The organism is Halolamina sp. C58 (genome assembly GCF_051195095.1).
Taxonomy (GTDB): domain Archaea; phylum Halobacteriota; class Halobacteria; order Halobacteriales; family Haloferacaceae; genus Halolamina.
The window spans coordinates 65172-91658 of the sequence record NZ_JBNTJY010000004.1; the positions used below are offsets into that span (position 1 = coordinate 65172).

General features: G+C 60.0%; 30 protein-coding genes. 10 read left to right on the plus strand and 20 right to left on the minus strand.

The annotated features are described in order from the left end of the window. Nucleotides 1-32: 32 nt before the first annotated feature. From ACQUSM_RS15525 to ACQUSM_RS15580, 12 genes are all read right to left on the minus strand, one after another. A complete protein-coding gene (locus tag ACQUSM_RS15525) occupies nt 33-335 on the minus strand; it encodes a hypothetical protein (RefSeq protein WP_435120040.1) in 303 nt (100 codons plus the stop codon). A gap of 55 nt (nt 336-390) precedes the next feature. Further along, nucleotides 391-681 carry an ArsR/SmtB family transcription factor gene (locus tag ACQUSM_RS15530; protein ID WP_435120041.1) on the minus strand — a complete coding sequence of 97 codons (291 nt, stop codon included), beginning with the start codon at nt 679-681 and terminating at the stop codon, nt 391-393. 98 nt (nt 682-779) lie between these two features. After that, on the minus strand, nt 780-1289 hold the full coding sequence (locus ACQUSM_RS15535; protein ID WP_435120042.1) for a metal-dependent hydrolase: 510 nt from the start codon (nt 1287-1289) through the stop codon (nt 780-782). A gap of 34 nt (nt 1290-1323) precedes the next feature. Continuing rightward, nucleotides 1324-2082 (minus strand): ABC transporter permease, encoded by a 759-nt coding sequence (locus ACQUSM_RS15540; RefSeq protein ID WP_435120043.1) that lies wholly within the window; start codon nt 2080-2082, stop codon nt 1324-1326. Beyond that, nucleotides 2079-2816, minus strand: coding sequence for an ABC transporter permease (locus tag ACQUSM_RS15545; protein ID WP_435120045.1), 738 nt, complete (start codon nt 2814-2816; stop codon nt 2079-2081). Before ACQUSM_RS15545 ends, ACQUSM_RS15540 begins: the two co-directional genes overlap by 4 nt. Next, nucleotides 2809-3531, minus strand: coding sequence for an ABC transporter ATP-binding protein (locus ACQUSM_RS15550; protein WP_435120047.1), 723 nt, complete (start codon nt 3529-3531; stop codon nt 2809-2811). The genes ACQUSM_RS15545 and ACQUSM_RS15550 overlap by 8 nt, the downstream gene beginning before the upstream one ends. Before the next feature lie 65 nt (nt 3532-3596). Beyond that, nucleotides 3597-3902 (minus strand): plastocyanin/azurin family copper-binding protein, encoded by a 306-nt coding sequence (locus tag ACQUSM_RS15555; RefSeq protein WP_435120048.1) that lies wholly within the window; start codon nt 3900-3902, stop codon nt 3597-3599. Between the two features lie 141 nt (nt 3903-4043). Continuing rightward, nucleotides 4044-5300, minus strand: a complete 1257-nt coding sequence (locus ACQUSM_RS15560) for a ZIP family metal transporter (RefSeq protein WP_435120049.1) — start codon at nt 5298-5300, stop codon at nt 4044-4046. After that, nucleotides 5301-6560 carry a multicopper oxidase domain-containing protein gene (locus ACQUSM_RS15565; RefSeq protein WP_435120050.1) on the minus strand — a complete coding sequence of 420 codons (1260 nt, stop codon included), beginning with the start codon at nt 6558-6560 and terminating at the stop codon, nt 5301-5303. Between the two features lie 266 nt (nt 6561-6826). Next, complete coding sequence (locus ACQUSM_RS15570; RefSeq protein WP_435120051.1) at nt 6827-8128, minus strand: APC family permease; 1302 nt, start codon at nt 8126-8128, stop codon at nt 6827-6829. Between the two features lie 91 nt (nt 8129-8219). Then, nucleotides 8220-8519, minus strand: coding sequence for a hypothetical protein (locus ACQUSM_RS15575; RefSeq protein WP_435120052.1), 300 nt, complete (start codon nt 8517-8519; stop codon nt 8220-8222). Next, a complete protein-coding gene (locus tag ACQUSM_RS15580) occupies nt 8516-8815 on the minus strand; it encodes a hypothetical protein (protein WP_435120054.1) in 300 nt (99 codons plus the stop codon). The genes ACQUSM_RS15575 and ACQUSM_RS15580 overlap by 4 nt, the downstream gene beginning before the upstream one ends. A gap of 182 nt (nt 8816-8997) precedes the next feature. On the opposite strand from ACQUSM_RS15580, the gene ACQUSM_RS15585 reads away from it, so the two are divergent. Then, a complete protein-coding gene (locus ACQUSM_RS15585; protein ID WP_435120055.1) occupies nt 8998-10338 on the plus strand; it encodes a permease in 1341 nt (446 codons plus the stop codon). Nucleotides 10339-10340: 2 nt separating this feature from the next. Here the strand turns inward: ACQUSM_RS15585 and ACQUSM_RS15590 are convergent, their stop codons facing one another. The 5 genes from ACQUSM_RS15590 to ACQUSM_RS15610 form a co-directional block, all read right to left on the minus strand. Next, entirely contained in the window at nt 10341-11084 is a 744-nt protein-coding gene (locus tag ACQUSM_RS15590; protein WP_435120086.1) for an NAD(P)-dependent oxidoreductase, read from the minus strand. A 187-nt stretch (nt 11085-11271) separates the two neighbouring features. Next, nucleotides 11272-12087, minus strand: coding sequence for an IS5 family transposase (locus ACQUSM_RS15595; RefSeq protein ID WP_435120057.1), 816 nt, complete (start codon nt 12085-12087; stop codon nt 11272-11274). Between the two features lie 136 nt (nt 12088-12223). Beyond that, complete coding sequence (locus ACQUSM_RS15600; protein ID WP_435120059.1) at nt 12224-12958, minus strand: hypothetical protein; 735 nt, start codon at nt 12956-12958, stop codon at nt 12224-12226. Next, nucleotides 12955-13713, minus strand: coding sequence for a hypothetical protein (locus ACQUSM_RS15605; protein ID WP_435120061.1), 759 nt, complete (start codon nt 13711-13713; stop codon nt 12955-12957). The genes ACQUSM_RS15600 and ACQUSM_RS15605 overlap by 4 nt, the downstream gene beginning before the upstream one ends. After that, the gene (locus tag ACQUSM_RS15610; RefSeq protein WP_435120063.1) at nt 13710-14471 is read right to left on the minus strand and encodes an ABC transporter ATP-binding protein; all 762 of its coding nucleotides are present in this window, start codon (nt 14469-14471) and stop codon (nt 13710-13712) included. Before ACQUSM_RS15610 ends, ACQUSM_RS15605 begins: the two co-directional genes overlap by 4 nt. A 386-nt stretch (nt 14472-14857) precedes the next feature. On the opposite strand from ACQUSM_RS15610, the gene ACQUSM_RS15615 reads away from it, so the two are divergent. Continuing rightward, entirely contained in the window at nt 14858-15382 is a 525-nt protein-coding gene (locus tag ACQUSM_RS15615; protein ID WP_435120065.1) for a GbsR/MarR family transcriptional regulator, read from the plus strand. A gap of 82 nt (nt 15383-15464) precedes the next feature. After that, nucleotides 15465-15875 (plus strand): hypothetical protein, encoded by a 411-nt coding sequence (locus tag ACQUSM_RS15620; RefSeq protein ID WP_435120067.1) that lies wholly within the window; start codon nt 15465-15467, stop codon nt 15873-15875. Between the two features lie 172 nt (nt 15876-16047). Here the strand turns inward: ACQUSM_RS15620 and merA are convergent, their stop codons facing one another. Then, on the minus strand, nt 16048-17505 hold the full coding sequence (gene merA / locus ACQUSM_RS15625; protein WP_435120068.1) for a mercury(II) reductase: 1458 nt from the start codon (nt 17503-17505) through the stop codon (nt 16048-16050). Between the two features lie 74 nt (nt 17506-17579). On the opposite strand from merA, the gene ACQUSM_RS15630 reads away from it, so the two are divergent. Beyond that, nucleotides 17580-17939, plus strand: a complete 360-nt coding sequence (locus tag ACQUSM_RS15630) for a winged helix-turn-helix transcriptional regulator (RefSeq protein ID WP_435120088.1) — start codon at nt 17580-17582, stop codon at nt 17937-17939. A gap of 71 nt (nt 17940-18010) precedes the next feature. Here the strand turns inward: ACQUSM_RS15630 and ACQUSM_RS15635 are convergent, their stop codons facing one another. After that, a complete protein-coding gene (locus ACQUSM_RS15635; RefSeq protein WP_435120069.1) occupies nt 18011-20590 on the minus strand; it encodes a heavy metal translocating P-type ATPase in 2580 nt (859 codons plus the stop codon). 126 nt (nt 20591-20716) lie between these two features. Between ACQUSM_RS15635 and ACQUSM_RS15640 the strand changes: the two genes are divergently transcribed. Next, complete coding sequence (locus tag ACQUSM_RS15640; protein WP_435120071.1) at nt 20717-21262, plus strand: winged helix-turn-helix domain-containing protein; 546 nt, start codon at nt 20717-20719, stop codon at nt 21260-21262. Nucleotides 21263-21268: 6 nt separating this feature from the next. On the opposite strand, the gene ACQUSM_RS15645 is transcribed toward ACQUSM_RS15640, so the two are convergent. After that, on the minus strand, nt 21269-21562 hold the full coding sequence (locus ACQUSM_RS15645) for a PadR family transcriptional regulator (RefSeq protein ID WP_435120073.1): 294 nt from the start codon (nt 21560-21562) through the stop codon (nt 21269-21271). 127 nt (nt 21563-21689) lie between these two features. Between ACQUSM_RS15645 and ACQUSM_RS15650 the strand changes: the two genes are divergently transcribed. From ACQUSM_RS15650 to ACQUSM_RS15670, 5 genes are all read left to right on the plus strand, one after another. Further along, on the plus strand, nt 21690-21857 hold the full coding sequence (locus ACQUSM_RS15650) for a DUF1931 domain-containing protein (RefSeq protein WP_435120075.1): 168 nt from the start codon (nt 21690-21692) through the stop codon (nt 21855-21857). Between the two features lie 81 nt (nt 21858-21938). Then, a complete protein-coding gene (locus tag ACQUSM_RS15655) occupies nt 21939-22499 on the plus strand; it encodes a TATA-box-binding protein (protein WP_435120077.1) in 561 nt (186 codons plus the stop codon). A gap of 249 nt (nt 22500-22748) precedes the next feature. Then, a complete protein-coding gene (locus ACQUSM_RS15660) occupies nt 22749-23747 on the plus strand; it encodes a hypothetical protein (RefSeq protein WP_435120079.1) in 999 nt (332 codons plus the stop codon). Nucleotides 23748-24134: 387 nt separating this feature from the next. After that, nucleotides 24135-25082, plus strand: a complete 948-nt coding sequence (locus tag ACQUSM_RS15665) for an ABC transporter ATP-binding protein (RefSeq protein WP_435120081.1) — start codon at nt 24135-24137, stop codon at nt 25080-25082. Then, nucleotides 25079-26317 (plus strand): ABC transporter permease, encoded by a 1239-nt coding sequence (locus ACQUSM_RS15670; RefSeq protein ID WP_435120083.1) that lies wholly within the window; start codon nt 25079-25081, stop codon nt 26315-26317. The genes ACQUSM_RS15665 and ACQUSM_RS15670 overlap by 4 nt, the downstream gene beginning before the upstream one ends. Nucleotides 26318-26487: the final 170 nt, after the last annotated feature.

Sequence of the window (26487 nt, forward strand, 5' to 3'; positions counted from 1 at the left end):
AACTTCGTCCGAACTTCGTCCGAACTCCCCGGTCAAACCCACGTGATGCGAACGAGCCCGAGAAGCGCGAGAAGTTCAAGCCCGCAGAGCAGCGTGAGTCCGATTTGAACGTCGGCTGAGGCGTTCATGAACCATCCGACGAATCCGGGATGAAACGTGTAGAAATACACCCAGAGAGCGTTCTCGACTAGGAGGAACCCTGCGACCACCAACAGTCCGAGCGTGTGAGTCGCCCCGTGATCTCGATAGTTACGTAGCCAGACGCTTCCGAGACCGATCAGGAGGAGGATGTTCACAGCTGCCGTGGCGCGTGCCGCAGTGAGCCAGAGACTCATCCGTTCTCACCTTGTGCGACGGCGGCCTTAATCACTCTCCAAAGTTCATCCGAACTCATGGGTTCTCCTCCGGGTCGACAGTGTCTATGATCTCTTCGACAGTGGTCCAGTGGTTCCGTACTCGATCGGTTAGCAAGAACGGTGCCCCGTAGTCATCATGGCTCTCTTCGACGATGCTGTTCTCCGCGAGTACGTCGAGATGATGGCGAACGGTCGTGTAGTCGAGATCGAGGCTGTCGGCGAGTTGATTGGCGTTTTGTGGTCGATCGTCGAGCTCTTGGATCACCCTGGTTCGGGTGTCCCCGCCTCGAGAACTCGCGAGCAAATGCCACAACACGCCCTCCATCAACGGGGAGTCCTCACGCGCAACTTGTAAATACCCACCAGCATCGTATCCAGACTACCGGTGACTCACCGAGAATGTGAAAATCACTCGGCTATCAACTATTCCGGAGAAGTGTACCCGAGGTATCCGTCGTGAACCCATAGAGCAACCCCAAGAACCGTTACGACAGTCTGCGCAAGGACGTACGGCGTCGGCGAGAGCAAAGCGAGGAGATCACCGACCGTATCGATATGATGGTACTCGGTGACGACTGGCCAGAACAGGAACAAGAGCGTCTCCTCAGGGATAAACACGTAATCGACGAGATCCGCACCGAGATGTAAGAGGTATCCGAGTGCGAACACCCCAGCCAGCCCTCGTTGCTCTCTCCGACTCGCGAGAGCGCCAACGACTGCGAGGAGACCAGCGGTCACGAACAGCGAGTGTGCCATCGACCGACTCGGGAGCGAGGAAACGACGAGGGCCAGCGGTTTATCGACGAGGTCAGGGAGTAATGCACCGCCAGTGAGGACGATGACACCATCTCCGACAGGTTGCTCTTTCGAGACTCTGTGGACGACCACGCGATACACGAGATACGCGATCGCGGCGTGAACCCAAAAGAGCACACTCGAAAAAAGCCCTTGACCGTTATAGACGTTGTTAGTCTCGTTTCAGTCCCGTCTTCCGGTAGAACAGGGCGATTGTGAGGACCGCCACGACTGCGAGGTACCCGACGGCCCACCCGAGCGAAGCGACCGCATCCACGTCAGTCGTCAACGCCACATCGACCATCACACGAACCGAGTGATACCCCGGCAGGAGCGTCATCCACCAGTCGGGGTCGGACTGGACGAACAGCGGATCCTGAAAGAGCCCGACATCGAGCATCGGGAGGATCAACATGAGCCACATCCCCGCGAGTCGGTCAAACACCGTCCCGACAAGCATCCCGACGAGCCCGTACGTCGCCGACAGGACGAGCATTGCAGCAACGAACCACCACAGATGCTCGGGCGTGAAATCGACCAACAATACGCCGACAGAGACGCCCGTCACGACGAGCGTGATCGCGGCGAGAACGCCGAATCGCGCAGCGACCACCTGCCGAGCGCGGTAACCGACCGAGACGAGCCGCCCGTCCGTGTCCTTCGCCTCGTGCATCAGGAACAGCCCGGCGAGACCGGCGATGAGCGCGCTCGTGATCGGCGTCATAATCACACCGTGGACGGCCGGCAACCCGCGCATGACGGTCGTCATCTCGCCGTCGACGAGCGTTCGAACCGGTATCTGGCCATCCTGAGTCACCGCGAACGCGAGCGTGATGAACGACACTGGAAGCACGACCAGCAGTCCGAGTAACACGTAGTTTCGAGCGTGCTCTCGGAGGCTGATGGCGAACGCCGTCGCCGCCCGACTCATGTCGACCACCCGCCCGATGTCCGCATCGTCACGCCGAAGACGACGGTCACGAGGACGAGCAGCACCAGCACGTACCCACCCACGAACACGAGGTCAGCAGTCGCGAACGTGCCGTCGAACACCGCGGCCTGGAGGAGTTCTTTGGGGTGATACAGCGGGAAGTACTGAACGAACTCGGGTACGTCGGCGGCGAGCGGGCTGTCGCCACTGAGAAACGCGTCCATCATCGCCAGAAACACGACGATGAGCGACCCTTCGAACAGCCGTGGCAAGACCGCCCCGACGAGCGCACCGATGAACGCGTACACCACGCCAGCGAGCGCGAGGAACACGAACGCGAGCACAGGCGCCTCGGGAGTGATCGTCAGCCGGAGGACACCGTAGTTCACCGTCGCCACGACGACCGTCACACCGCCGAGTGTTACCAGCCGCGTCGCGAGCAACGTCCACGAGGGATACCCCGTCTGGACGAGTCGTCGGTCGGCCTTGCGGGCGCTGATCATCTGCGCTAATCCGAGCAGTCCGGCGATGATTGCAACGCCGAACACTCCGCCGAGGAGACGCCCCATCGTCAACGGAACCGCCTCGACCGTGGGCATGGCCGGCAACCCGGCCATCGCCTGCCCCCACCCTTCGATGACAACGATCGGGAGAACGAGTGCGAGCACAGCGTTCAACGGCGTTCTGAGGAACGTGCGAACGTTCAGTTCGACGCCCTCAACGTATCTACGCATCGTCACTCACTCCCCGGTCGCTGGTTCCCGTCTCGTCGTCGGTCACGTCGTGAACGACGCCGTCACGCAGCTCGTAGATACGGTCGAGGCGACTCCGTTCCTCGATGAGGTGTGAGATCATCGCGATCCCGACGCCGTCGTCGGCGAGCTCTTCAGCGATGTCCCAGAACTGGAGGTACGTCTCCCAGTCGAACCCAGTGTACGGTTCGTCGAGGAGGAGGACGTCCGGGTCGTGCATGAGCGCGATACCGAGGTTCACTTTCTGTCTGTTCCCGCCGCTGAGCTGGTCGACGCGATAGTCAAGATATTGTTCAAAGCCGAGTCGCTCCGCGAGGCGGGTTTTCGACTCGTCGATCTCCTCGCGGCTCATGCCGTAGCCCGAACCGAACAGTCGGAACGTTTCGTCGACCGTCAATCGGTCGTAGAGCAACGATTCCTGGGGGCACCATCCGACGGTGCCAGTGCGTTCGATCGTTCCCGAATCGGCGTCGAGTATCCCGACGAGAATGTTCATGAGCGTCGACTTGCCCGACCCGTTCCCACCGACGATACCAACGATTTCACCGGCACGTAGCTCGATGTCAGCCCCGTGAAGAACCGGAACAGTTCGCGTGAACGGAACTCTCGATCCGTACGTCTTCTCGATACCCTCAGCACGGATGAGCACGTCGCTACCTGAACCACGGTCTGCCTCTTGGGCTGTGGTCGTCTCCATGCGGTAACATAACGACTGCCAGCTTTAGGTTGTTTTCTGCTTGGAATCCAAACCAGCTGCTTCGGTCATTTGACCCGGACTGTGCCGACCATCCCGGAACTCTCGTGTGGAATACAAAAGTAGCCATACGTTCCGGACTGCTCGAACGTGTGCCCGTACGTCTCGTCGGGAACGATGAGGCCCTCCTTCAGGTTGTTTCTCGCGGCCCGTTCAGACTCGAAGCCGCCACTTGCGAAGTACGCGGCTCCGTCCGGGATCTCGTCCTCGTAGGCGGTAACCGTATGCGGAACGTCGCCTGGGTTCGTCCAGGTCACGGTCGTCCCCGTATCGACTGTCACCGTCTTCGGCTCGAACGCGAAGTCGTCGGTCATCGTAACGGTCCTGCTTGTCGGTGACTGCCCATTCAGACACCCGCCAGTGCCAATCGTCGTGAATACCGCACCCAACCGCAAGAACGATCGCCTGGTATAGAACTCGGTTGCCATCGTAACGTGAAACGGAGTGCGGATCTATTAGAGCGCCACGAAGAGGTCGGTCGCGTACATGATGCCGAGTCCGACTAGGAACGCCAACAGGTTCGTGGCGCTGGCGACCCGGCCGCCCGCGTCACGGACCATCCCTGCGATCTCCCAGTTGACCTGGAGAATCGCCCCGACACCGATCGCGAGGAAGAACGCACCCATCGTCGGCGAGTAGGCGAGACTGCCGATCCAGCCGCCGAGAATGACGGGTGCCCCCGCGATGAGGCCCAGGGCGCCGAAATGCCACCACTCAGGGCGCTCGTCGCGCGCGACGGGTGCGACGACCGCCGGGCCTTCAGTCACGTTGTGGAGCATGAACCCCACGATGAGGAACGTTCCGAGCGAGACACGTCCCAGCGCGAACGCACTCCCGATAGCCAGGCCTTCCGCGAGGTTGTGGAGCCCGATTCCGAGTGCGACCAGATACGCAATCCACAGCCCGCTGTTCGCTCGTGCATCGCCGGCTTCGGCGCGGCCTTCGCGCCACGAACTGATTGCCTGCACCAGCAAGAACGCACCGAGGATCCCGGAAACGACCAGTAGCGGCCCTTCGTACGCACCCGGGACGCGTTCGGCGAGGTCGAACGCCTCGAACCCGGCGTCGAAGGCGAGGAACGCCAGCACGCCGGCGGCGAACACCAGAACGGCGTGTAGCCAGCGATCGCTCATCGTCCGGATGTAAGGGAACCAGAGCATACCGAGCGCGACCGGAATCACGCCGACGAACAGCCCGATCAACGCGAACGACCCGAGGAGACCGAGGCCGAACCCGGGTGTCTGGGTCGGTGCCACGATCGTATGTCCGAACGTCGGGCCGTTCGCCGTCAGAAGGGAGACGTGGAGATCCCAACCCGCCGTCCAGTCGTACGGGATGATGACCTGTGCGCTCTGCATCGGCGCGAGTGTTTGGTCACCGCCAGCACCCTCGATCTGGAAGTTCCAGTAGGCTTCGTCGACGAGCACCTGCGAGATCGTGACCGGGTCGGGACCGTTGTTCGTGACGTGGAGAACGACCGTCCCGTCGTTCGGCATCGTCGCTTGCGTGATCGCCAGATCGGGGAGTGGCTCCCCACCCTGGATGCCCGCGAGTGGTGACGTCATCGCGAACACGCCCAGGATGAGCGCGAGCAACACCAGCGGTGCCACTGCGGTCACCCACCGAGGCAGTCCAAGCGGTCGTGCTGTTTCGCTGTCGACTGTTTCGCCCCCGTCCGTCAGCGTCTCCTCTTGGTTCAGTTTCTCGGACATTTAGACCACCTCGAAGAAGCTCATCCAGCCAAGCTCGGCGAACTCGGACTGGTGGGCGTGAATCATATACAGTCCCGGCTGATGATCGGAGTAGTCGAGTTCGATGATACCGCGCTGGGCCTGACACTGCATGATGGTATCGACGGTCTGGCGCGTCGGCGTCAACGTCGTTCCGTGGTCGTAGTAGTCGAAGAACTGCGAGTGGCTGTGGAACGAGTTGATGGGGTCGAACTCGGTGGCGTTGACGAGATACACCCGTTGCAGTTCGTTCTTGTCGACCTGGATGGGGCGTTTCGTCTCGCCCGCCTTCCAATTACCTTCGCCGTCGGTCTCACCGACGCCGTACGCGAAGGCCCGGGTGTTCGCAGCGTACACCTCGTTGGCGCCGTCGAAGTCCGTGTCGAAGGAGTTCATCACCATCACCATCTCGTTGACGGCGTCGTTCTCGGCGTACTCGTGGTTCCGGCTCTTGGCTTTCTCGACGAGCCGCTTCCGGAGCTGCTCGTCGATGGGGCCCGGATAGTTGACGTAGTCGCGCGGGTTCTCCCGCACCCGTTCGGGATCCGGATCGACGATGATCGTCCCGTAGAGGCCACGGTGGATGTGCTCTTTCAACGGGAGCGAGTGACAGTGATAGAAATGCGTCCCCGCCGGTTGGGCGATCCACTCGTAGGTGAACGATTCCCCCGTATCGAGTTCGCCGGGCCCGTTCGTGGGGATCCCGTCCATGCGGGGGTTGAGGTTCTGGAGGTGGGGATGAATCGTGTGGGCGTTCTTCGAGAGGTTCGTGAATTTGACTCGAACGAGATCGCCCTCGACGGCACGAATCGTCGGCCCCGGCACCTGGCCGTTGAACGCCCACGCCGAGAACTCGACGCCCGGCGCGATCGTGATCGTCGTATCGACGGCCGTGAGCTCGAACTCTCGAACCGTGCGGCCCTCCTCCTCGTACACCCGCTGGGGGACGGACTCCTGCCCGCTCCGGCCGGTGTTGAACGTGGTCAGGAACTCGTGGGGGTCGAAATCAGCATCCTGATACTCGCCGACGGCCCCGAAGTTACCGGATTCGTCCCCGGTACCGTGGCCGGGCGAGGCGCTCGCCCGCGTCCCTCCGATCCCCAACGCTGCACTCCCCGCGACACCGAGACCACCAAGCACCGTGCGTCGGCTGACACTCGTGTCGCCGCCGAGTGATGTGACGAGTCGTTCTTCGAGCTGTTCTGTCAGTTCTGCTGCAGTGTCGTAGTCTATCGATGGCATGGTTTCGTCCTCGGCCCGGTGGTGTGGGTTCTCACAGCCGAGCGTTGAACGGGGCGTCACTTGAATTTGACGCGTCTAAACTTCAAATGAGTCTAAACTAATACATTGGCGGCGAGATTCCGGAACACTCGTTCTCCGAGATTTGGAGGTTCGCAGCCCGGGTCTACGGATGAGCAAGGCAACTGCCTCCGGGTCGTTCGGAAGACTGGAGCTCTTCCGTGATGAGGAGACGCCGAAGGCGTCGAACCACTTGACTCCGGTGCGGTTCACTGCATCCCGTCGATTCCGGACCGGATCGTCTCACGCTTGAAGTAGAGCGCCTCCAGGCCGAGAACCACGGCGGCCACGACGATGACGACGCCGAAGACCTCGGGTTCCATCACCGCGAGATGGTAGACGAGCGACGGGAAGAACAGCACGGCTCCCAGGACGCCGATGGCGGGCAGAACCCCAGTCCGCACGCCCGTTCGGTGTCTGAACGCGAGCAGACTCATCGACCCGAAGACGGAGATGAACGCGAGCGACGCGAACGACGTGATCCCCTGCAGGCTCCCGTACGCGGTGAACGCAGCGGTGATCACGCCCAGCACGACGAGGGTCCGCGTCGGAACGCCGTCGGCGTCCTCGTCACCGATCCGATCGGGGAGCAGGTCGTCTTCAAGCATCCCTGTCGCGAAGTGTGCCGCCGAGAACAGCGTCGCGTTGATCGCACTCCCCGTCGAGAACAGCGCCGCCAACGAGATGAGGACGAACCCGATGCGTCCCATGAACGGCTCGGCAGCGATGGCCAGCGCGATCTCGGGATTGGCCGCGATCGTCCCGGGCTGGAGCAGCCCCGTCGTCACGACCGCGACCAAGACGTACAGTATCAGGGACGCCGGGATCGAGAGGTAGACCGCTCGTGGGATGGTCGTTCGGGCGTTCCGGAGACTCTCTTCGTCGTAGAAGAGCAGCTGCCAGCCCTGGAACGCGACGAACGACAGCGCCGCGGACATGAGCAGCCCGCCCGCCGTGGCTGCGCTGAGGCCGGTCGTCAGCTGCCCCGTCTCCGCACCGAAGTAGAACCCCCAGACACCGAACACGAGTAGAATGCCCACTTTCGCGGCGACGAGTACCACCTCGGTTGTCCCGCTCGTCCGTGCGCCCAACACGTTCAGCCCGACGAAGCCGAACACCGCCAGCACCGAGACGACCGGTCGCAACGGGACGCCAACGGCCGCCTCGACGCCGAGGAGTCGCGTCGCGAAACTCCCGAACGCGAACGCGTACATCCCCATCGACCCGACGTAGCCGAACAGGAGCGTCCACCCGACCATCCCGGCGACCGTCGTTGAGTCCACGAACTCCGTGATGAAACTGACGGAGCCGCCACTCACGTCGCCGAGCCGCTGGAGCCGAACGTACGAATAGCCCGCACAAAAGGCGACGACACCACCACCGGTGAACGCGACCCACGCCGACGGCCCCGCCATCTGCGCGACGACACCGAGTACAGCAAATATGCCCCCACCGATCATCCCGCCCAACGCGATCGAAACCCCGCCGAGTAATCCCAGCTTCTCACTCATTACGACGACCCACGACCGCCACGTTCACCTCGGTTATGGTTACGAATCCAAACCGCTTCAGATGAGCGATAGATGCACGAACGACAACCGGTCAGCTCTCGAATAGCGAGTAGAACCACGCTTCAGTGTTCGGATGAAGTCCACTCTCGACAGCGTGGACAGCTGCGGCGACGGAGACCGCAAACACGGCATGGACGAGATGTATCGGCACCACATCGAACAGTAGTGTACTCGCTCCAACTATCGTACCGAGTAGCGCACCGGCGCCGACTCTGAAAAAGAACGGACGCTGGATGACGAGAACGGATTCACGATAGAGGAACACGTAACAGAGGACAGCGACCGCTCCCGCGGCTGCGACCGACAGAACTGTGAGGAACAGCGTGCTCATCGCGTCTCACCACCCGAATCGTACACGCGGGGGTGGATGTATCCGAGTGCGGCGATCACGGCCAGGACACCTATCACGGCACCGGTTTCTACCGTCGCGAGGAGATCGTGTGGGAACGAGAGAAGCTTTCCGACGTGCGCGAGTCCGAAGACGAGACTCACGAGCACGACGCCGACGAGAAGTCGCCCGTACGTGCCCCGATACCGGCGCCAGATGGCGTGAGCTTTCGACGCTGTGTATATGCTACTCGAGAGAACGATCGCCGTCGAGAGCGGTTCGACTGAGGACATCAGCATACGAATGGACAGGTCAGCCAACCACAAGTCCGTTCCCCCTTACGAGCCACAGGTGGGTTTGAGTTCCGAACTCTACTACCGCATACACACCTACACAAAAAGAACAATGCCCGGAGAGAGGCATACGACGAAAGCCACAACTGCATTAGGGGATGATGCCCCTATCCTTCGGGCACAGAGCTATGGACCGATCAGATTACGCGATCCTCTCGATCATCGCCGTAATCACCGTCGGGATCGGCGTCGTCACAACCAAGCAACCGCTGGGCACGTTCTTCGCCGAGAGCGCCCGCCAGGCTGCGACGACGACCGCCGCCATGGCGTGGATCACGTGGTGGGCGCTCGTCGTCGGCTTCGCCATCGCCGGCGGCGTCGAGGCGTGGACGTCTACCGAGCAGATCTCGGAGCTGCTCGACGGCCACGGCCCCCGTTCCATCGGCCTCGCAACCTTCTTTGGATTCGTCTCCTCGTCGTGTTCGTACTCGGCCATTGCCACGGCGAAGAACCTCTACAAGAAGGGCGCATCAGCCGCCGCAGCGCTCGCCGCCTTCCAGTTCGCCTCCACGAACCTCGTCATCGAGATCGGCATCGTCATCTGGCTCCTGCTTGGCTGGGAGTTCCTCGTCGCCGACATCGTCGGTGGCCTGCTCCTCATCGGCCTGATGTCAGTCGGCTTCGTCTACCTCGTCCCCGACGAGGTCCTCGACGAAGCCCGCGAGCACGCTATGGACGGCGAGGAACGCACGGTACAAGACCCCGTCTGCGGGATGGAGGTCACCCCCGAAGAGACCGAGTACACCACCGAACACGACGGTCAAACCTACTACTTCTGCTCGCAGTCGTGTCAGAACTCTTTCGATCCGGAAGCGGCGAACACGTCGATCCGGGAGAAAGCGACCTCGTGGAGCGGCTGGAAGTCGCTTGCTGATAAGCAGCTCTCGGAGTGGGGGATGCTCTGGGACGAGATCGCTATCGGGTTCATCTTCGCCGGCCTCATCGCCGGCTTCATCCCCGAATCGGTCTGGACGAGCGTCTTCTCCGGGGCCGTCTTCGGGCTCCCGGTCTACATCTTCTGGACGGCCGCACTCGGTGCCGTCATCGGCGTCGTCACGTTCGTCTGTTCGGTCGGCAACGTCCCGTTCGGCACCGTCCTTTGGACGAAGGGGCTGCCCTTCGGGTCGGTGCTGTCGTACATCTACGCCGACCTCATCGTCCCGCCGATCATGAAAGCCTACGACGAGTACTACGGCACGAAATTCGCGGCGATCATGAGCGGGATGATCTTCGTGACGGCCGTGGTCGTCGGATTCGTCATCCACTTCCTGTTCCTAGGCCTCGGGCTGATTCCCTCACGGGCATCGGCGCAGGTCGCCGAAGTGGGCATCGAACTCAACTACAAGCTCGTGTTGAACGTACTCGCGACCGTCTTCTTCCTGTTCCTCTACTGGCTCCATCAGCAAGAGCAGGTTGACGGTGGCCAGCAGCACGGCGGTACAGAGGGTGTAAGCACGACGACCGACTAATGTCACCCCTGACGGAGTCGGGTGGCGATACTGGTCGCCTGCTCGCGAAGAAATTCGACGGTAACGCCGTCCCGGGTGGTGAGAACTGGGGTCTCCCGAATGTAGCCATTTTCACGAACGATGCGTAGCAAGAACGCCGCGACATTCGCACGTGAAATCGGCCCAGCAGTCGCATCCACGTTGACGCCGTGAACGTACTCTTCGGTGTACGGGCCGTCTGTAAGACCGCCCGGTCGAACGATTGTCCAGTCGAGATTGCTCCGCATCACCAGTTCCTCCTGACGAGCCTTATCCGCCATCAGGTCGTGGAGCAGCGTCGCAGTCACGACGCGAACGTACCACGGAACCTGCCGAACGCTCGTTCCGAGGCCCATCGATGTCAGCACGACGAGCCGACGCACGTCGTGTCGAGTCATCGCGTCGATGATCTGCTCGGTCCCTCGGGAGACGATATCATCCGGGTTGTTAGGTGTGCGGCCGAGCATACAGACGACCGCGTCCGTTCCCTTGACGGTCTCTCCGACGGAGTCAGGGTCAAGGACATCACCTTCGATGAGCGTGACGCGATCTCTCGTTTCGAGGTCGCTCGGTGAGCGGACGAGCGCCGTCACATCGTGCCCAGCTGCGGTGGCTCGTGTAACCAGTTGGCGACCAGTCCCACCGGTTGCGCCGAATACAGCGATCTCTCGTACTGCCGAATCATCGCCATTTGCCGTGTTGAACGCAAGACGGCGGCAACATCGAATTTATGATATTCGATTTTGTACCGCTAGCGGCGCTTTAGCTGTAGATTCTCAGATCGGACGATTCGATTCTAGCCGGATCGTCCGATGACCGAAACATCAGTTTCACAAGACACCGCGCGAAGTATGAGGTGGACGATGGCGATGCCTCTCTCGAATACATTCGGAGAAGGAGAGCAGGCGGCGAGGTCTAGCTCGCCGCCTGCGCGAGGTTATGGACGATACACTTCCGTGTGAGCTCCCGGAACTGGCCGTGCCAGCTCCGGGAGCGGATCTCGTCGCCGTCGTCTTTCAGCATCGCAAACACGGTCTCACTCATTGACCGCTGGTTGTAGACATCATCGTCAATTCTGGCGTTGTGAGCCTTCTTGAGTGCGTTTTGCTCGCAGTGTTTGATCACTGGTCGTGTAGATGCGTCACGACAGGCTTCACGCAGATCACTCCACGAGTACATTTTGTCGGCCAGCAACGCCTGCAGGTCTTCGGCGTTCCGCCGAAAGACCTGCAGCCCGATATGGCCGTCATAGGCTTTCTTTGTCGTGAAATGAGCATCCATAACAGCAAGAGACTCCGTGTCAACGAGCAGCGTCGTTTTCATCGCGTTGAACGAATAGCCGACCCGATTTCGGTAGTGTGAGCTAGCTTGATCGCGCTGGAAGCCGCTGGCGTCGATCGATGCAGTACCCGAAAGCCCCGCCTGCTCCGCGCTTCGGCGGAGCAGGCGGCGCAGCTCCTTCATCGGGAATTCATCGTCCCAAACGCTGAAAGAGGTGTAATCAGGAGATTCCTCAAGATCAAACACACCGAGAATTCCCGGCATTTCGTTGAGGTAGTCTTCGAGCTTCCGGAGTGGTTTGTTGATCTCCTCTTTGAGCAGAAGGAGGCCGATCTTCGTAGACTTGTCGTACCCGTCGTCGCCGTCGGCGACGGCGGGTACGTCTGGCTCTTCAACGTAGTTCGTGGCGAACTCGTGAAACGTCTGTGCGAGGTTCCTGAGACGCCCCATATCGCCAGACAGCGTCCAAATTCCGTGAAATCAGCGATACGATCCGCAGAGGGCGTCGGCATTCAACGGAGCATCGCCATTAGGCTGCGATTGTTCATGGTTCATTTTGGTATAGACTCTGATGCAGACGTTCGAATCAGTTGACCGTCATCACGCGATAGAACACGGCTGTCCCAACGACAACGAGGATCAGGAGATATCCTATTCCACCCACGAAGTATCCTCCATCGACTCCGGGGGCGAACGCTGCATCCATCGTGGCCTTCGTGACGAAATATCCGGGAAGAAACTCTACCCAGCTCGGAGGATTAGTCGCCAGGGGATTCTGAAACAGGAGCATATCGACTGTCGGGGTGAAGAGCATCACGTACACCCCAGACAGCCGGTCAAGTAACACACCGACGATAACTCCCAAGATGCCGTACGTCAGTGCGGCCATGACCGTCCCGGCAACGAAGCCAGGAATCGATGCTGGTGTGAATCCGACGAGAACTACCGCCAGTGACGCACCACTGACGAGGAGGCCACCGATCCCCAGAAGACTAACCCGCGAGAGGACGAGTTCACTTGACCGGACGCCTGCCAGCCGTAAGCGGTCGTCGGCTTCCGCAGAGGTGTGCATCAGAAAGAGCCCAACAATTCCCGAGAGAAGTCCAGCGGTAATCGGTGTCATGAGCGCAGCAAAAAACGACGCCATCTCGACAGTCACACGCTCCCCGGCAATCGACACCGGCAGCGTCGTCGTCGGCATGATATACATGAATCCACCGATGAAGTACATCGGCAGCACGACCAGCAATCCAAGCAGCACAGGCGTTCGACGAAACTCTCGAAGCCCCATTGCCACTACTGTCGGGATACGCGTATTCATTGGGTTCCACCACCTGTGGCGACTGGTTCAACGGTCCGCGTGTATGCTATTACGGCTAAGACACCGAATACCGAGACAAACAGCATCGCTGGAAGAATATTCCCGCTGGGGAAGTCACCGTTGAGAACAGCCTGTGTCACGATCTCGTGTGGATACGAGAGGGGCGAAAAGCGAGTGAAGGTCTCGCTGATCCCGAAGATCCCGCTGGCGAGCACGTTATCCATATCTGCGAGAATGACGAGCACGAGCGACCCTTCGAGTTCCCGGGGCAGTACTGAACCGACGAGTATCCCCAGCATCGCGTAGGTGATACCACCGATAGCGAGGCCACTAAAGACGAACACTGGGGAGGTGACGGGTTTAGATACCAACCCCATGAGCGTCACTGTTGCGATCCCAGCGATGACGAAACAGATGGCGACGAGCGTGATGAAGCGGGACACGAGTAAATCCACGGCCGGGAAGCCACAGATGGAGAGTCGACGATCGGCGTCACGGGCGCTGATGATCTGAAATAGCCCAAGCACGCCAGCAAGGGCGCCTGTTGCGAAGACAGCGCCGGTGATGCGGCCTGTCATACCGAGGGAGGTGGTAGTCGTGAGGAAGCCGGATTCAGGAAACTGGCTGAGGCTGATCCCGAACACCTGAATCGACACCGCGGGAAGGACGACTAGTAGCGCGAGGTTGAGACGCTCACGAAAGAACGACTGTGCGCTGGCGCGGACACCTGCGACGGTGCGAACGACGCGATTCACGTCGCTTCCCCTCCGTTCCCATCTGTATGCTCGGAATCACTGCCCTCCTCACTGGGTGTCGCCCCAGATTCATCGTCTTCGCCGACGACTTCTCGGTGGAGGTGCCCCTCGTGGAGTTCGTAGATGATGTCGAAGCGGTCGCGTTCGTTGATGATGTGCGAGATGATGGCGATGCCGATGTCGCGGTCCCGTAATTCCTCGGTGAGATCCCAGAATGCCTGGAACGTCTCCCAGTCGAAGCCGGTATAGGGTTCGTCCAGCAGCAGCAGATCGGGCTGGTGCATGAGCGCGACGCTCAGGTTGAGCTTTTGCCGGTTCCCGCCACTCAGATGTCGCACCTGGCGATCACGAAACCGTTCGAAATCGAGTTCCTCCATCAACCACGAACGGGCCTCCTCGATGTCGTCAGCGGACATCCCGTACGCACGACCGAACAACGCGAAGGTTTCATCGACAGTGAGCCGGTCATAGAGTCTCGGTTCCTGTGGACACCACCCGATAGTGCCCGACCGGGTCACCGTCCCATCGTCGGCGTCTAGGACACCGGCCAGAATCTGCATCAGCGTTGATTTTCCACTCCCGTTGCCGCCCATGATCCCCACGATTTCACCAGCGTTGATCTCGAGCGTGGCACCGTCGAGGACTTCGACCGACCGAGTGAACGGTATCCACGACTCGTAGGTCTTCTCGATCCCGTCGGCATGAACGATAGTTTCTCGTTGGCCACTGGTTCGGGATGCTTGCTGGGCGTCACTCATCGTCGTGTCTCCACCACTGATTTGATTGATTTAGCATATACAGGATATAGTGGATTCTATCTCAATACAGTTTCCATTACGAGGACAACCCACCCTTGACTTGTTCACTCTCCATATTTCGCCGAAATTCGATATCGATACCAAGTTAGAGTTTGCGATCACAGAACAGCGCATGCAGTGGCTTAGCAAAACAAAACACACAGTACATTATTACCCCCACCAACAGATCGTGAGCAGTATAACTGGTGTGACGAACCCACAATTGAGCTGGATATGAACCGGGGAATTTCAACCGATAAGAGAGTACGAGCAACAGCAAGATGTTCGTACGATCGAACAGCGTTCCTCAAAAACGCACATACATTACCCCATCATAGAGTACACCGATGACCGACCCCCAGATCCAGGAGGCACGTGCGGAGGTAATCGATGCCTTCGCCCGCTCGGCAGAAGTGTTGGAGTTCAATCAGAGCCACGGGCGCTTGTACGGCGTGTTGTTTTTCGCTACGGAGCCCCTCTCACTCGATGATCTTGTAAATCGAACTGGCTATTCGAAATCGACGGCGAGTTCTGTCATGCAGGATCTCCAGGCACTTCGGATGGTTGAACGAACCAGCACGCCCGATAGTGGACGCCGGGTCTACTTCGAAGCCCAGCGCGATTTCTGGCAGGTCGCTGAAGAACTCCTCCAACAGTATATGACGCGGGAACTGCGAATGATGACCGCAGGGCTGGATGCAGCCGAGGACCAACTCGAGTCTCTCGATTCGGAGCAAGCCACACACGACTTAGAGCGGATTCGAGAATTACAAGAGGTGTATGTACAGCTCGAGAGGCTCCTCACGGCACTCGATCACACGTCCTTGGAGGAACTCGTCCAAGCTTTCGAGGAATCGTACGATCCGACATAGTGGGGTTACAGAACGTAGATCAGCGTATTTGGTAGCGACGGCTGGTTAACTTATTTCTCGGTGGGAAGCGACCGTGCCAATAATGATCAGACGCCTCCTCCACGGCTTCGGCTACGTCGCTGCACACGTTCTCTTTCTCGGGGCGAACACGCCGATTGCTGTCGTTCGACGGCTTCGAGTAGCGTACCGACTCGTCGGGGTTCGCATCGTCGAGACGCCGCGTGTCGACGCGGTCGAACGAACGATCTTCCTCTGCCCGTACCGGAATCTAAGAGCGAACTGGTTCGGCGAGAAGTGGTTCTGTCACGACATCCTCGACCGGGTCGACGACGGCTACGTCACGTACCTCCGCCACCACAAGAATATCGACTACCAACGCCCGCGTGGGTGTGCCGACCTCGCGTACTGTAACGAGTCGGCGAGCTCTCAGGGGCGGTTCCACCACCACGGGCCGTCGTACAGCCGGCAAAGGTTGTCAGGTCGAAGACACTGAGGTGGAGGGCCGAACGTCTCGTGCAGGGACGCTGCAGACCGATATGGATAGCGCTATCGGTAAGTGCTTTCTCGTGGGGGCAGCTCCGGGATTTCGACGGCGGCTACCGAGAAACCACTGCTGTGTCAGTCCACTGGCGACCAAACGTAAACCTGCGTGCTCGGGGTCGAGTTCACTCGACGCAACAACTCATCATCGACGTATCCCGACGAAACGCCTGACACGCGTGCTTGAATGCTTCCGAGAACGTCGGGAACGGGTGAACTGTATCAATAATGTCGTCGACAGTGAGCCCGAATTTGACGGCGAGCGTCGCCTCGGGAATCATATCCGCAGCCCGTGGCGCGACCATATGAACACCGACGATCGCGTCTGTCTCGTGGTGCTTAACGACCTGGAGGAGTCCCCGCGTATCCTCGACGGCTCTCGCTTTCGGCATATCCGCCATCTTCACCGTCCGACACGAACAGGTGCCGTACTCGTTCATATACTCCAGTTCGGTGGTACCCACGCTGGCCACCTCGGGGCTGGTGAAGACGACGGCGGGAACGGCCGCATAGTCGATTGTCTTGCCCTCGTTTCCGAAGGCGTTCTTGACCGCGTGATTGCCCTCCTTCGCGGCGACCGTCTCCAGCATCGGCTCACCGATCACATCCCCCGCTGCGTACACGTCGGGATTCGTCGTGCGGAAGTGCTCGTTGACGACGACTACGCCGCGCTCGTCCGTCTCGACGCCGATCGCATCGAGTCCAATATCCCCGCTGTTGGGACGCACACCAGTCGCCACGAACAACTCCTCGGCTTCGAAGGTTCGTTCCTCGCCGTCGACGACGGTTTCGACGCTGACACCAGGTTTCTGCGCTGGAAGACCACCATTGGCAGCTGCAGATGTCACTTGCTGGAAATCGGTGCCGGTGACGACCTTGATGCCTTCCTCGCGGAAGCAGTGCTGCATCTCGCGCCCCAGTTGCCCGTCCATCCCGAACAGGATGCGATCAGATCGCTGGAGAATCGTCACATCGACGCCAACGCGGTGGAGAATCTGGCCCCACTCCAAGGCGATGTAGCCCCCGCCGAGGACGATGAAACTCCCGGGAAGGTCACGCCGCTCAAGGATCGTTTCGCTAGTCTCGTAATCGACATCTTCGAGGCCATCGATGGGCGCAGCCCACGGCGAACTCCCCATCGCGAGGAGAGCCTTCTCGCCCGTAATGTGCGCTCCTTCGTCCGCGCCATCGACGACGTCGAGAGTCGTTGAATCGGTAAACCGGCCGTATCCGTCGTAGATGTCAGTCTCGAAGTGCTCCGCGACATCGACGTAGTTCTCCTGGCGGAGTTGCCCGACGAGGTCGTCCTTCTCGTCGAGTGCTGTCGCCCAGTCGATCGCGGGTTGGTCCTCACCGTACTCGATGGCTTCGAACGACGTGTGGGGCGGTTCGTACGCTGTCTCAGCGACGGCGAGAAGGTGCTTGCTCGGAACGCACCCGACGTTCACACACGTCCCGCCGAGGGGCAGTCCCGTATTGACCATCGCCGTCGAGAGATCGCGGCGGTCTGCCTCGGTGAGCGCAGCGAAGGCAGCTGCGCCACCACCCAGAATCACGAGATCGTACGACTGCGGATCAGCCATACGTTTACTGTAGAATGTGGAGTAGTTATACTGTCGAGTATAAAGCCGTGGAGCCACTTGCAGGCAGTAAAGCAATGGCCGATACAACCCCGCCAGCCCCGACCTGCGACGTTGACGGGACGTGTTACTGTCCGCTCACCGGCGTCATCGAGACATTGAGCCGGAAGTACGCGATGCAACTCATCAGTATCATCGGTGCCCACGAGTCACTCCGCTTCGCCGAGATCGAAGACCACCTACCGACCGCGAGTACGACAACACTCTCGCGTCGGTTGACGGAATTCCAGGAGGCGGGACTCATCACACGGACCCAGTACGACGAGATTCCCCCACGTGTCGAATACGAACTGACAGACAACGGCCGTGAGGTCAGCTCACGACTCGAACCACTGCTGGAGTGGGCGACCGATCAAGCGACGATGAGCCGGGGATAATCGAAGTACGGTATCAACGAACAGCATCCACGAGAGCGTCCGCTGACCGATTCGGGACGGTGGCGACCGGACTATTCAGGGATCGTCGAGGCGGGGTCAGTGACGCTGTAGCCGAGGTTACCAATCACTTGGCGGAGTTCCGCGGCGTTCGTGACGTGTGGATTGAACGCGATATTGACCCGCTGTTGGGTCGCGTCCGGTTCGACGGTCCGAACGCCCTCGCGTGTACTGAGTGTCTCTCTGACGCGCTCTTCACACGCCTCGCAATGCAGATCGACGGCGAACAGCATCGTCTCGCGAGCTGGCTTTTCGTCGGTCGCCTCGACCGCTCCGGCCTCCTCGGGCTCGACCTCCTGCTCGGTCTTCTCAGCTTCCTCGGTTTCGACTGTCTCGACGGAGAAATCCGTCTTGATGCCCTCGCCGGAGAGCAACTGGCCAGCGAAGCTGTTGGCCAACACCGCCGACACCGAGGCAACCATCGCGATCATCGCAAACACCGGGTGGACGAGACCCGTGGTGGCGACCGTGACGCCGATGCCGTTGAACGAGAACGCCGCGAGCAGGTTCTGCCTGGTCTTCGTGTAACTCGTCTCGCCGATTTCGTAGCCGTTCATCACGCCACCGAGGCGATCGCCCATTAGGACGATGTCCGCCGACTCGATAGCGGTGTCCGTCCCGGCACCGATGGCGATGCCGATGTCGGCCTGCGTGAGCGCGGGGGCGTCGTTGATCCCGTCGCCGACCATCGCCACCCGGTGACCCTCATCCTGAATCTGCTTGACCTCCTCGCGCTTGTCGTCCGGGAGCACCTCGGCCATCACGCGCTCGATGCCGACCTCGTCGGCGACGGCCTGCGCCGTCCGGTCGTTGTCCCCCGTGATCATCACCGGCGTGATTCCCTCCGCTTTCATCCGGTCGAGCGTCTCCTTTGCATCGGGTTTGATCTCGTCGCCGATGCCAACAAGGCCAATGAGGGTGCCCTCAACGACGACGCCGACGGTGGTCAGACCCCTCCCCTGGAGGTTCCCGATGTCCTCCTGGGCTACTGAGAGGTCAACGCTTTCGTCAGTGAGCCATCCGGGCTTACCGACCAACACGTCGTCACCATCGATAGTAGCGCGGACGCCCTTCCCGGTCACCGAATCGAACGCCTCTGGATCCGGGAAGTTCACGTCGTGTTCGTCGGCGTAATCGAGGACGGCGTCGGCGAGCGGGTGTTCGCTGAACGCTTCGGCGCTCGCTGCGATTCGCACCACGTCGACCTCGGCATTATCGCCGACGCCGACGACCGTATCCACGGCGGGTTCGCCCTCGGTGATGGTGCCGGTCTTGTCGAGGACGATGTGGTCGACCTCTTGGAAGACCTGGAAGGCGTCACCGGAGCGCATCAGGATGCCGCGTTTCGCGGCCTCGCCGCCGCCACGGATGAGTGCCAGCGGCGTCGCCATGCCGAGCGCGCAGGGGTAGCCCAAGACGAGCGCCGCGAGCGCGGCGAACGCCGCGGTCTCGAACTGCGGGCCCGTCCCGAGGATCGTTCCGGGGAAGATGGTCGGCACGATCACCCAGAACAGGAACGCGCCGACCGCGATCGAGAGCACGCCCGGGACGAAGTATTTCAGAATCCGGTCGGCCAGTTGGACGATGTCGGGTTTCATTGCCCGGGCTTCCTCGATCTGCCGGGCGACTTGGTTGAGGAAGGCGTCCTCGCCGGTGGCTGTCACCTCGATCAGAAGCGTTCCCGTCTCGTTGACGCTGCCGCCAATCACCTCGTCGCCAGGCAGTTTGTCGATCGGTGCGGACTCGCCGGTCGCGACAGACTCGTCGACAGCCGACTCGCCTTCGATGACTTCACCGTCGATGGGGATGTTCTCACCGGGTTTCACCCGGATCCGGTCGCCGACGTTGAGTTCGTCGATCTCGATCTCCTCGATCTCGCCGTCGTCGGTGACGTGGCGCGCGGTGTCAGGCTGGAGGACCATGAGGTCGTTGACCGCTCGCGAGGCGCGCGTGCGGACGATCAGGCTGGTGTACTCCGAGAGGATATGGTACGTGGTGATGAACGTCGAGACGACGAAGAAGTGGACGACTGGAAACCCTCGGCCGGTGAAGACGAACCAGCCGAGGAAACCGCCGGCGAGGCCAGCGAAGGCACCGGCTTCGAGCAGGACGTGCTGGTTGAAGATGCCGCGCTTGAGGCTTTGCCAAGTCTTATTCTTGATGTAGCGGCCTGGCCCGAACATCGTCACCAGTGCGAGCGCGAGCGAGCCATACCACATCCAGCGGGCGTCGGTCTCGGCGAAGATGTTCCAGCCGTTTCGGGCGACCATTACGGCCATCAGTACTAGCGAGATGATCGCCGCGATGCCGCTGATCCAGAGGCGGCGCTTCCCCTCGTCGAGCTCTTCTTGCTGTTCCTCGAAGCGTTTCTCTTTGTCGGGGTCCCGGATCGTGTAGCCGAGATCCCGGACGACGTCTTTTACCTCGGCCTCCGAGATCTCGTCGTCGTCGTACTTGACGCGGAGTTCTTCGTGAGCGAGGCTGACGTCGACATCGTCGACGCCGTCGGTTCGTCCATACGCCTTGGTGATTGTTTCGGCGCAGAACGAACAACTCATCCCGCCGATATTGTACTGGACCTGCGTGCTCGCCATCAAGTCGACCTACACACGGCTCGCTCTTAACCACTATGACTCCTATTGTATCGGTTCTATTTCTATTCTGCTACTCTTATTCCTATACCGGCAATATTATCTTTCTAGCGCCCTTAGAACGGTGCAATGGCGCTTCTCGAGGAGGACGTTCCGATCACGAACGTTATCACAACCGATCCCACAAAAGCGAAGGCCCTCGAAAACGACGTTCGAGCGAAAATTCTCGATATGCTTACCGACCGCGAGATGACCATCGAGGAGATTCACACAGAACTCGAACGTCGCCACGAGGAGAAGGCCGAGACGACCGTCCGCCACCACGTGAACGTTCTCAAGGATGCCGGAATGGTCGAACTCGCCCGGCTCGAAGAGGCCGGTGGTGGCACATGGAAATACTACAAGTCGAATACCCGAGTGTTCTCGTACGATCTGCCGGACGACGCAGACGAGCGTCTCACCGGGGCACGCACCCAACTTCGTGATGAGCTCAGAACTGTCATTGACGCCCTGCTCGAGGAACACGGAGATGAAATCGAGTCAGTTGCGAAGGAGATGAAACCGTGTGAGTACTGCAAGGCCCAGCACTACGAAGAGTTCATCATCCGGGAGTTACTCAACCGGACACTCACCGATGTGAGCGAGGACGCCGATCTCGACACACTCTTCGAGTAACCAGTATTATGCCTGGCCGGCTTCCACATCGTCGCGGTATTGGTGCTCCCATTCACGTCGGGCTTCAATCTCGCGGTGGCCACGACGGGTCAACGTGTAGACGTTTGTCCGCCGGTCTTTCTCACCTTTTTCGACGAGCCCTTTGTCGACAAGCGTATCGAGATTCGGATAGAGTCGGCCATGGTGAATCTCGCTCTCGTAGTACGTTTCGAGTTCATCTTTGATTGCGAGGCCATGGGGCTCGTCAAGGCCGGCAATCACGTACAATAGGTCCCGCTGGAAGCCGGTCAAGTCGTGCATTATGTCACGGGATAGTTCACCATACAGCGATATATGTCTGTTGACCTGAATACCAATCATAGGGCCTCTAACCACCCCAGCGGATGTCTATGCTTTTATAGTGGAGACCTGAGAACGAACGACACGTATGACGGACCTGATCGTCAAAGCGGCCGTGAAGGAACAGCTCGACGGGATGAACGTGGCGGTAGACTTCTACGATGCCCTCGACGAGGAGGTCGCCGAACTGCTTGAAGACGCCGCTCGACGAGCCGAAGCAAACGACCGGAAAACGGTCCAGCCACGCGACCTCTGAAACAGAGCAAGCGTCAGTACACGGACGATATCTTACTCCGGCGAGCGGTCTTTATGTGGCTTGTGTGAGCTAGGGTGCAGTATGAGTACGGTCACAGAGTCGATTGGCATCGAGAACGTGGTCGCCTCGACTGATATCGGCCAAGAACTTGCTCTCGAAACGCTTGCTGAGGACCTCCAAGCGACGGACTACAACCCCGACCACTTCCCAGGCCTCGTCTATTGCATGCAGAACCCCAAGGCCGCGGCCCTCATCTTCCGCTCAGGGAAGGTCGTTTGCACCGGCGCGAACAGCGTCGACGCCGTTACGGCCGCCCTCGAACAGGTCTTCGACGAACTCCGCGAACTGGGGGTGCAGGTAACTGACTCACCGGATATCGAAATTCAGAACATCGTCTCAAGTGCTGACCTCGGTCACCAGCTCAATCTGAACGCGATTGCGATCGGCCTGGGGCTCGAACATATCGAGTACGAACCCGAACAATTCCCCGGCTTGGTCTACCGCCTCGACGATCCGCCTGTCGTTGCCCTCCTCTTCGGGAGTGGGAAACTCGTCATCACAGGTGGAGAGCAGACCGACGACGCCGAACAGGCACTGGAGGCCATCCAAACACAACTCGTTGATCTCGGGCTTCTCGAATGATTGCAACGTCACGGATACACCGCCATCCGGCAGTGGGACCGGAGAACAGACAACAGCGGTGGATAGTGACCCAACAACTCCAGGAAGAACACACCATTATGGCGGTAGACCCCGAACCTATCGAGAGAGCCTTCAATGAAGCCGCCAGGAGCAGGGATGGATAATTGGCCAGCCCCGATCCAGACGGTACGCAGCTCTCTCCCCGCCGAGATGCGAGTCCTTCGTGGTCTTCTGGGCGGACTCGGTGGGATGACCCTCAGCGGAGGGACACTCGTGATACTGCTTGGGGGCAACTGGCAACTCGGCTACGCTAACACTCGATTCCTCGCCTCACTTTTTCTCCTGTGGATCCCGGGGACTGTGGGAATCGGATCGCCGCTCTGGTACTGGATCGGACGGCCGGTGTGGTACCGGCTGGAGCAGCCAGGGGGCCGCCTTGTCCGTCCGTTCCAAGACGTGCGATTCCTGCCCGGGCTGGCCGGGGCTGTTCTCGGTGGTGCCCTCATAATTCCGGTCACCGCTACTTCGCCGTTCTGGGAGCAGCTCCTCATTCCGTTCGGATTGCTACTCGGGCTGGCGAGTCCGCTGTGGTTCTGGCTGCTGCGACCGAGTGTCGGCCAACGGGTCTCGGCGTGGCTCCCCGGCAATCCGAACGACCAAACACGGAAGCTGCTCAGCATGCGGGTGCTGCCCGCTATTGGCGCACTTTTTGTGGTGAGTATGGTTGTCACGGCGCTGATTGCGCTGCCAATCGTCGCGATCGGCGACCCGGTTCAGGAGAATCCCCGTTCAGTTACGATTACAGACACTCGGACTGTCACAGAGGTAACGGAGCTCGAGCGTGGGTACACCCACGGGGAAAATTCATGGCGACTCCTATTGGTACGGGTTGCAGTCGACAACCGGGGGGACGCGCCCCAACAGCTTCCAGGGACCTCCGTGGGCGATATCTCGGTGATTGCGCCGGCGTGTCGCGCTCAGAATTTCGGCGAACCGGCGAACAACTGTAATCAGGTCTATCTCGATGGAAATTTCACGGCGAATGGGGTCGAATACGCGAACTACGACACACGCCAGGAGTCGGCTGCAGGGATAATTGAGCCGGGGGGCCGCATCACAGGGTGGCTTGTGTTCCGGATCGAAACGCAACCGGATGGCGCTACTGGCGGCGACGCGATGGTTATCGTTGACGATGTCGGTCGGTGGACGCTCGGGAACGAATACCGCGAATCCGTCGCCCCATCGTAGTCGGCGTTATATGTGTGACCGTTAACAATGAATCCGTGACGGGCTCGCGGTTGAACTGGGCACGATCCCGGCAAACGAGGTTTGTATACACTCACGCTCTTGTGGTGTCGATTGGTGGGAGCCATCTCTGTTGGTGAGTATACTACTGGCCGATGGGTTTGATTGACGAATGGTCAAAAGATCGAGGATTCAACGCTGTGACAGGGTCGGAAACGATGTATGTCTTCTATTCGTATTCGGGAGTGAATTTAACACAATAGCCGTAGATGAGGGGCATATGTCACATAACCGTCGTTCTACCCCCTCTACGAACGGGTTCATCCAGGCATCACTCACCCGAATTCGAACAATCGAGCGACGTGAGAGATATTTCGTTCACTGCAGTTGATGCCCGCAGAATCGAATCCTCCAGTTATCGCCGTCGACGACCTGACCAGAACCTACGGCGATACGACCGCGGTCGAGGATGTCTCGTTCGAGGTGCACGCAAACGAGATCTTTGCGTTGGTCGGACCAAACGGTGCCGGGAAAACGACGACCGTCGAGATTCTTGAATGCCTCCGTACCCCGACGAGCGGATCCGCGAACGTACTGGGGTATGACGTGGGTGAGGAGTCACGAAAAATCAAGCAACGTATTGGAGTCGTTCCACAGTCGTTTCACACGTTCGACCGACTGACGGTGCGCGAGAACGTCACGCTCGCTCGCCAACTGTACGAGGAGGGAAACGACCCCGAGACCATCCTCGATCAGCTTGACCTGACTGACTATGCTGGGACTCGATTTGCTGCCCTCTCCGGGGGCTACCAACGACGGACGGGGATCGCAATGGCGCTCGTCAGTGATCCAGACGTACTCTTCCTGGACGAGCCGACCACGGGGCTCGATCCCGCTGCCAGACGGTCAACCTGGGAGCAGATCGACCGGCTGACCGACCTCGGTACGACAGTGGTACTGACGACGCATTATATGGAAGAGGTCGAGGAACTGGCCGACCGCGCTGCACTGTTAGTTGATGGGGAGATCGTTGCCGTCGATACGGTTGCCGACCTCGTGGATACGTACGGCGGTGACGTGAAACTCGTCGTGAACTCATCGGAGAACCGAAGTGAGGAACTCGAAGCAGAACTTCGCTCCGTCGCCGCCGACGTCTATCAGAACGATACTGGCGCTCTCGTTGGGGTTTTCGAGGCCCGGGCTGACGCTCAGGAGGCGTTCGGCCAGTTGCTGGACGTCGAGGGCGAGCACTCGATAGAACTCACGGAGGCGGGGATGGAGGATGTCTTCCTCCGACTAGCGGGCGGAACCGTCGGGAGCGGTGGTGAGCTTCAATGACTCGCGTCTGGCCGCTGTTGATCGCGCTCTCAAAAGATTGGCTCCGCAACCGCGAAGCCGTGTTCTTCGCGTTCCTCTTTCCGGTTATCCTCCTTCTCATCTTCAGTGCCGTCTTCGGTGGCGCCTCTGCCGAGTTCACGGTCCACGTCCAGAACAACGACATCGGGCCAGAGGGAGAACCGACGAATCTCTCGACAACGTTTATCGATGCCTTAGAAGAAGTCGATGCGCTGACTATCCGAACAGTTCCGCCTGGTCAAAATATTACCGAGTGGAGCCGGCAGCGACGATCTGCTGGCGCGACGCGTGTCGTCGTCATTCAGGATGGGTTTGCCGACCGAGTACGGGCGGGGAGCCGCCAGGCTCGCCGGTCCGTAGTTCTCGATACGATGGCCCGTGCCGGCGGGCAAATCAATCAAACGACCAGAGCACGAATTCGGCAGGGACTCAACGCAACGGGGAACGGGACGAACGCGACGGGACCGGCTGCGGTCGTGTTCCTGTCGGCGAGCGACGACCAGGCAGCGCCCGCCATTCGGGGCATCCTTTCGAGCGTCGTGGCCCAGTTCAACTCGCGTGCCATCGGGATGGATACACCCCCGACGACCGTCGTGAGCGAAGAGCTGGGGAATCGGAACGTCAAAGGCGTCGGGTACTTTCTCCCAGCGTTGATTGCGGCCGTCGTGATGATCAACGGACTCATCACACTCCCGGCGCTGCTCGCCGAATTCAGCGGTGATGGAACGCTCAAGCGGCTGATAGCGACCCCGCTCCGGAAGCGTGATTGGATCCTCGCAAACGTGCTCCAGCAGGCCGTTCTCGCCCTCTTGATCACGGGCGTTATGGTAGGGGTTGCGCACCTCGTCTTCGACGTAACGGTCATCCCCGGCCCGCTCGCCATCGGCTTGATTCTGCTCGGGGCGGTCACATTCACCGGGTTCGGAATGACACTCGGCAGTCTCGTCGATGGGTCCGACGCAGCGACGAGTCTCGGCATGGCGGTTGCGTTGCCGATGATGTTCGTGTCCGGCGTATTCTGGGAGTTGGACCTGATGCCGGAGTACTTGCAGACAGTCGCGACACTTATGCCACTCTATCACTTCCATCGCGGGTTGCGTCGGCTGATGGTTCTTGAGACCACCCAGGGTGTTGGCGTCCCATTTGCCATCCTCGGTGGTGGGGCACTTATCGCTCTTGTCGTGGCCATTCACGTCACGCAGTGGCAGAACCTATAGCTCGGTGTACGTTTAAGGGCCGATTCCTGGCTGGAACTCGAGTAGAATCCCGCACCAACCTCGCTCTTGTGTAGAGCTGCGGAAAGACGATTTGACATTTTGAGTTCCTTCCACCTTCCGGCGACCTGAGTCTCAGTCAGCTCACTTGAGTCGGTGGTCGGTATAAGCAA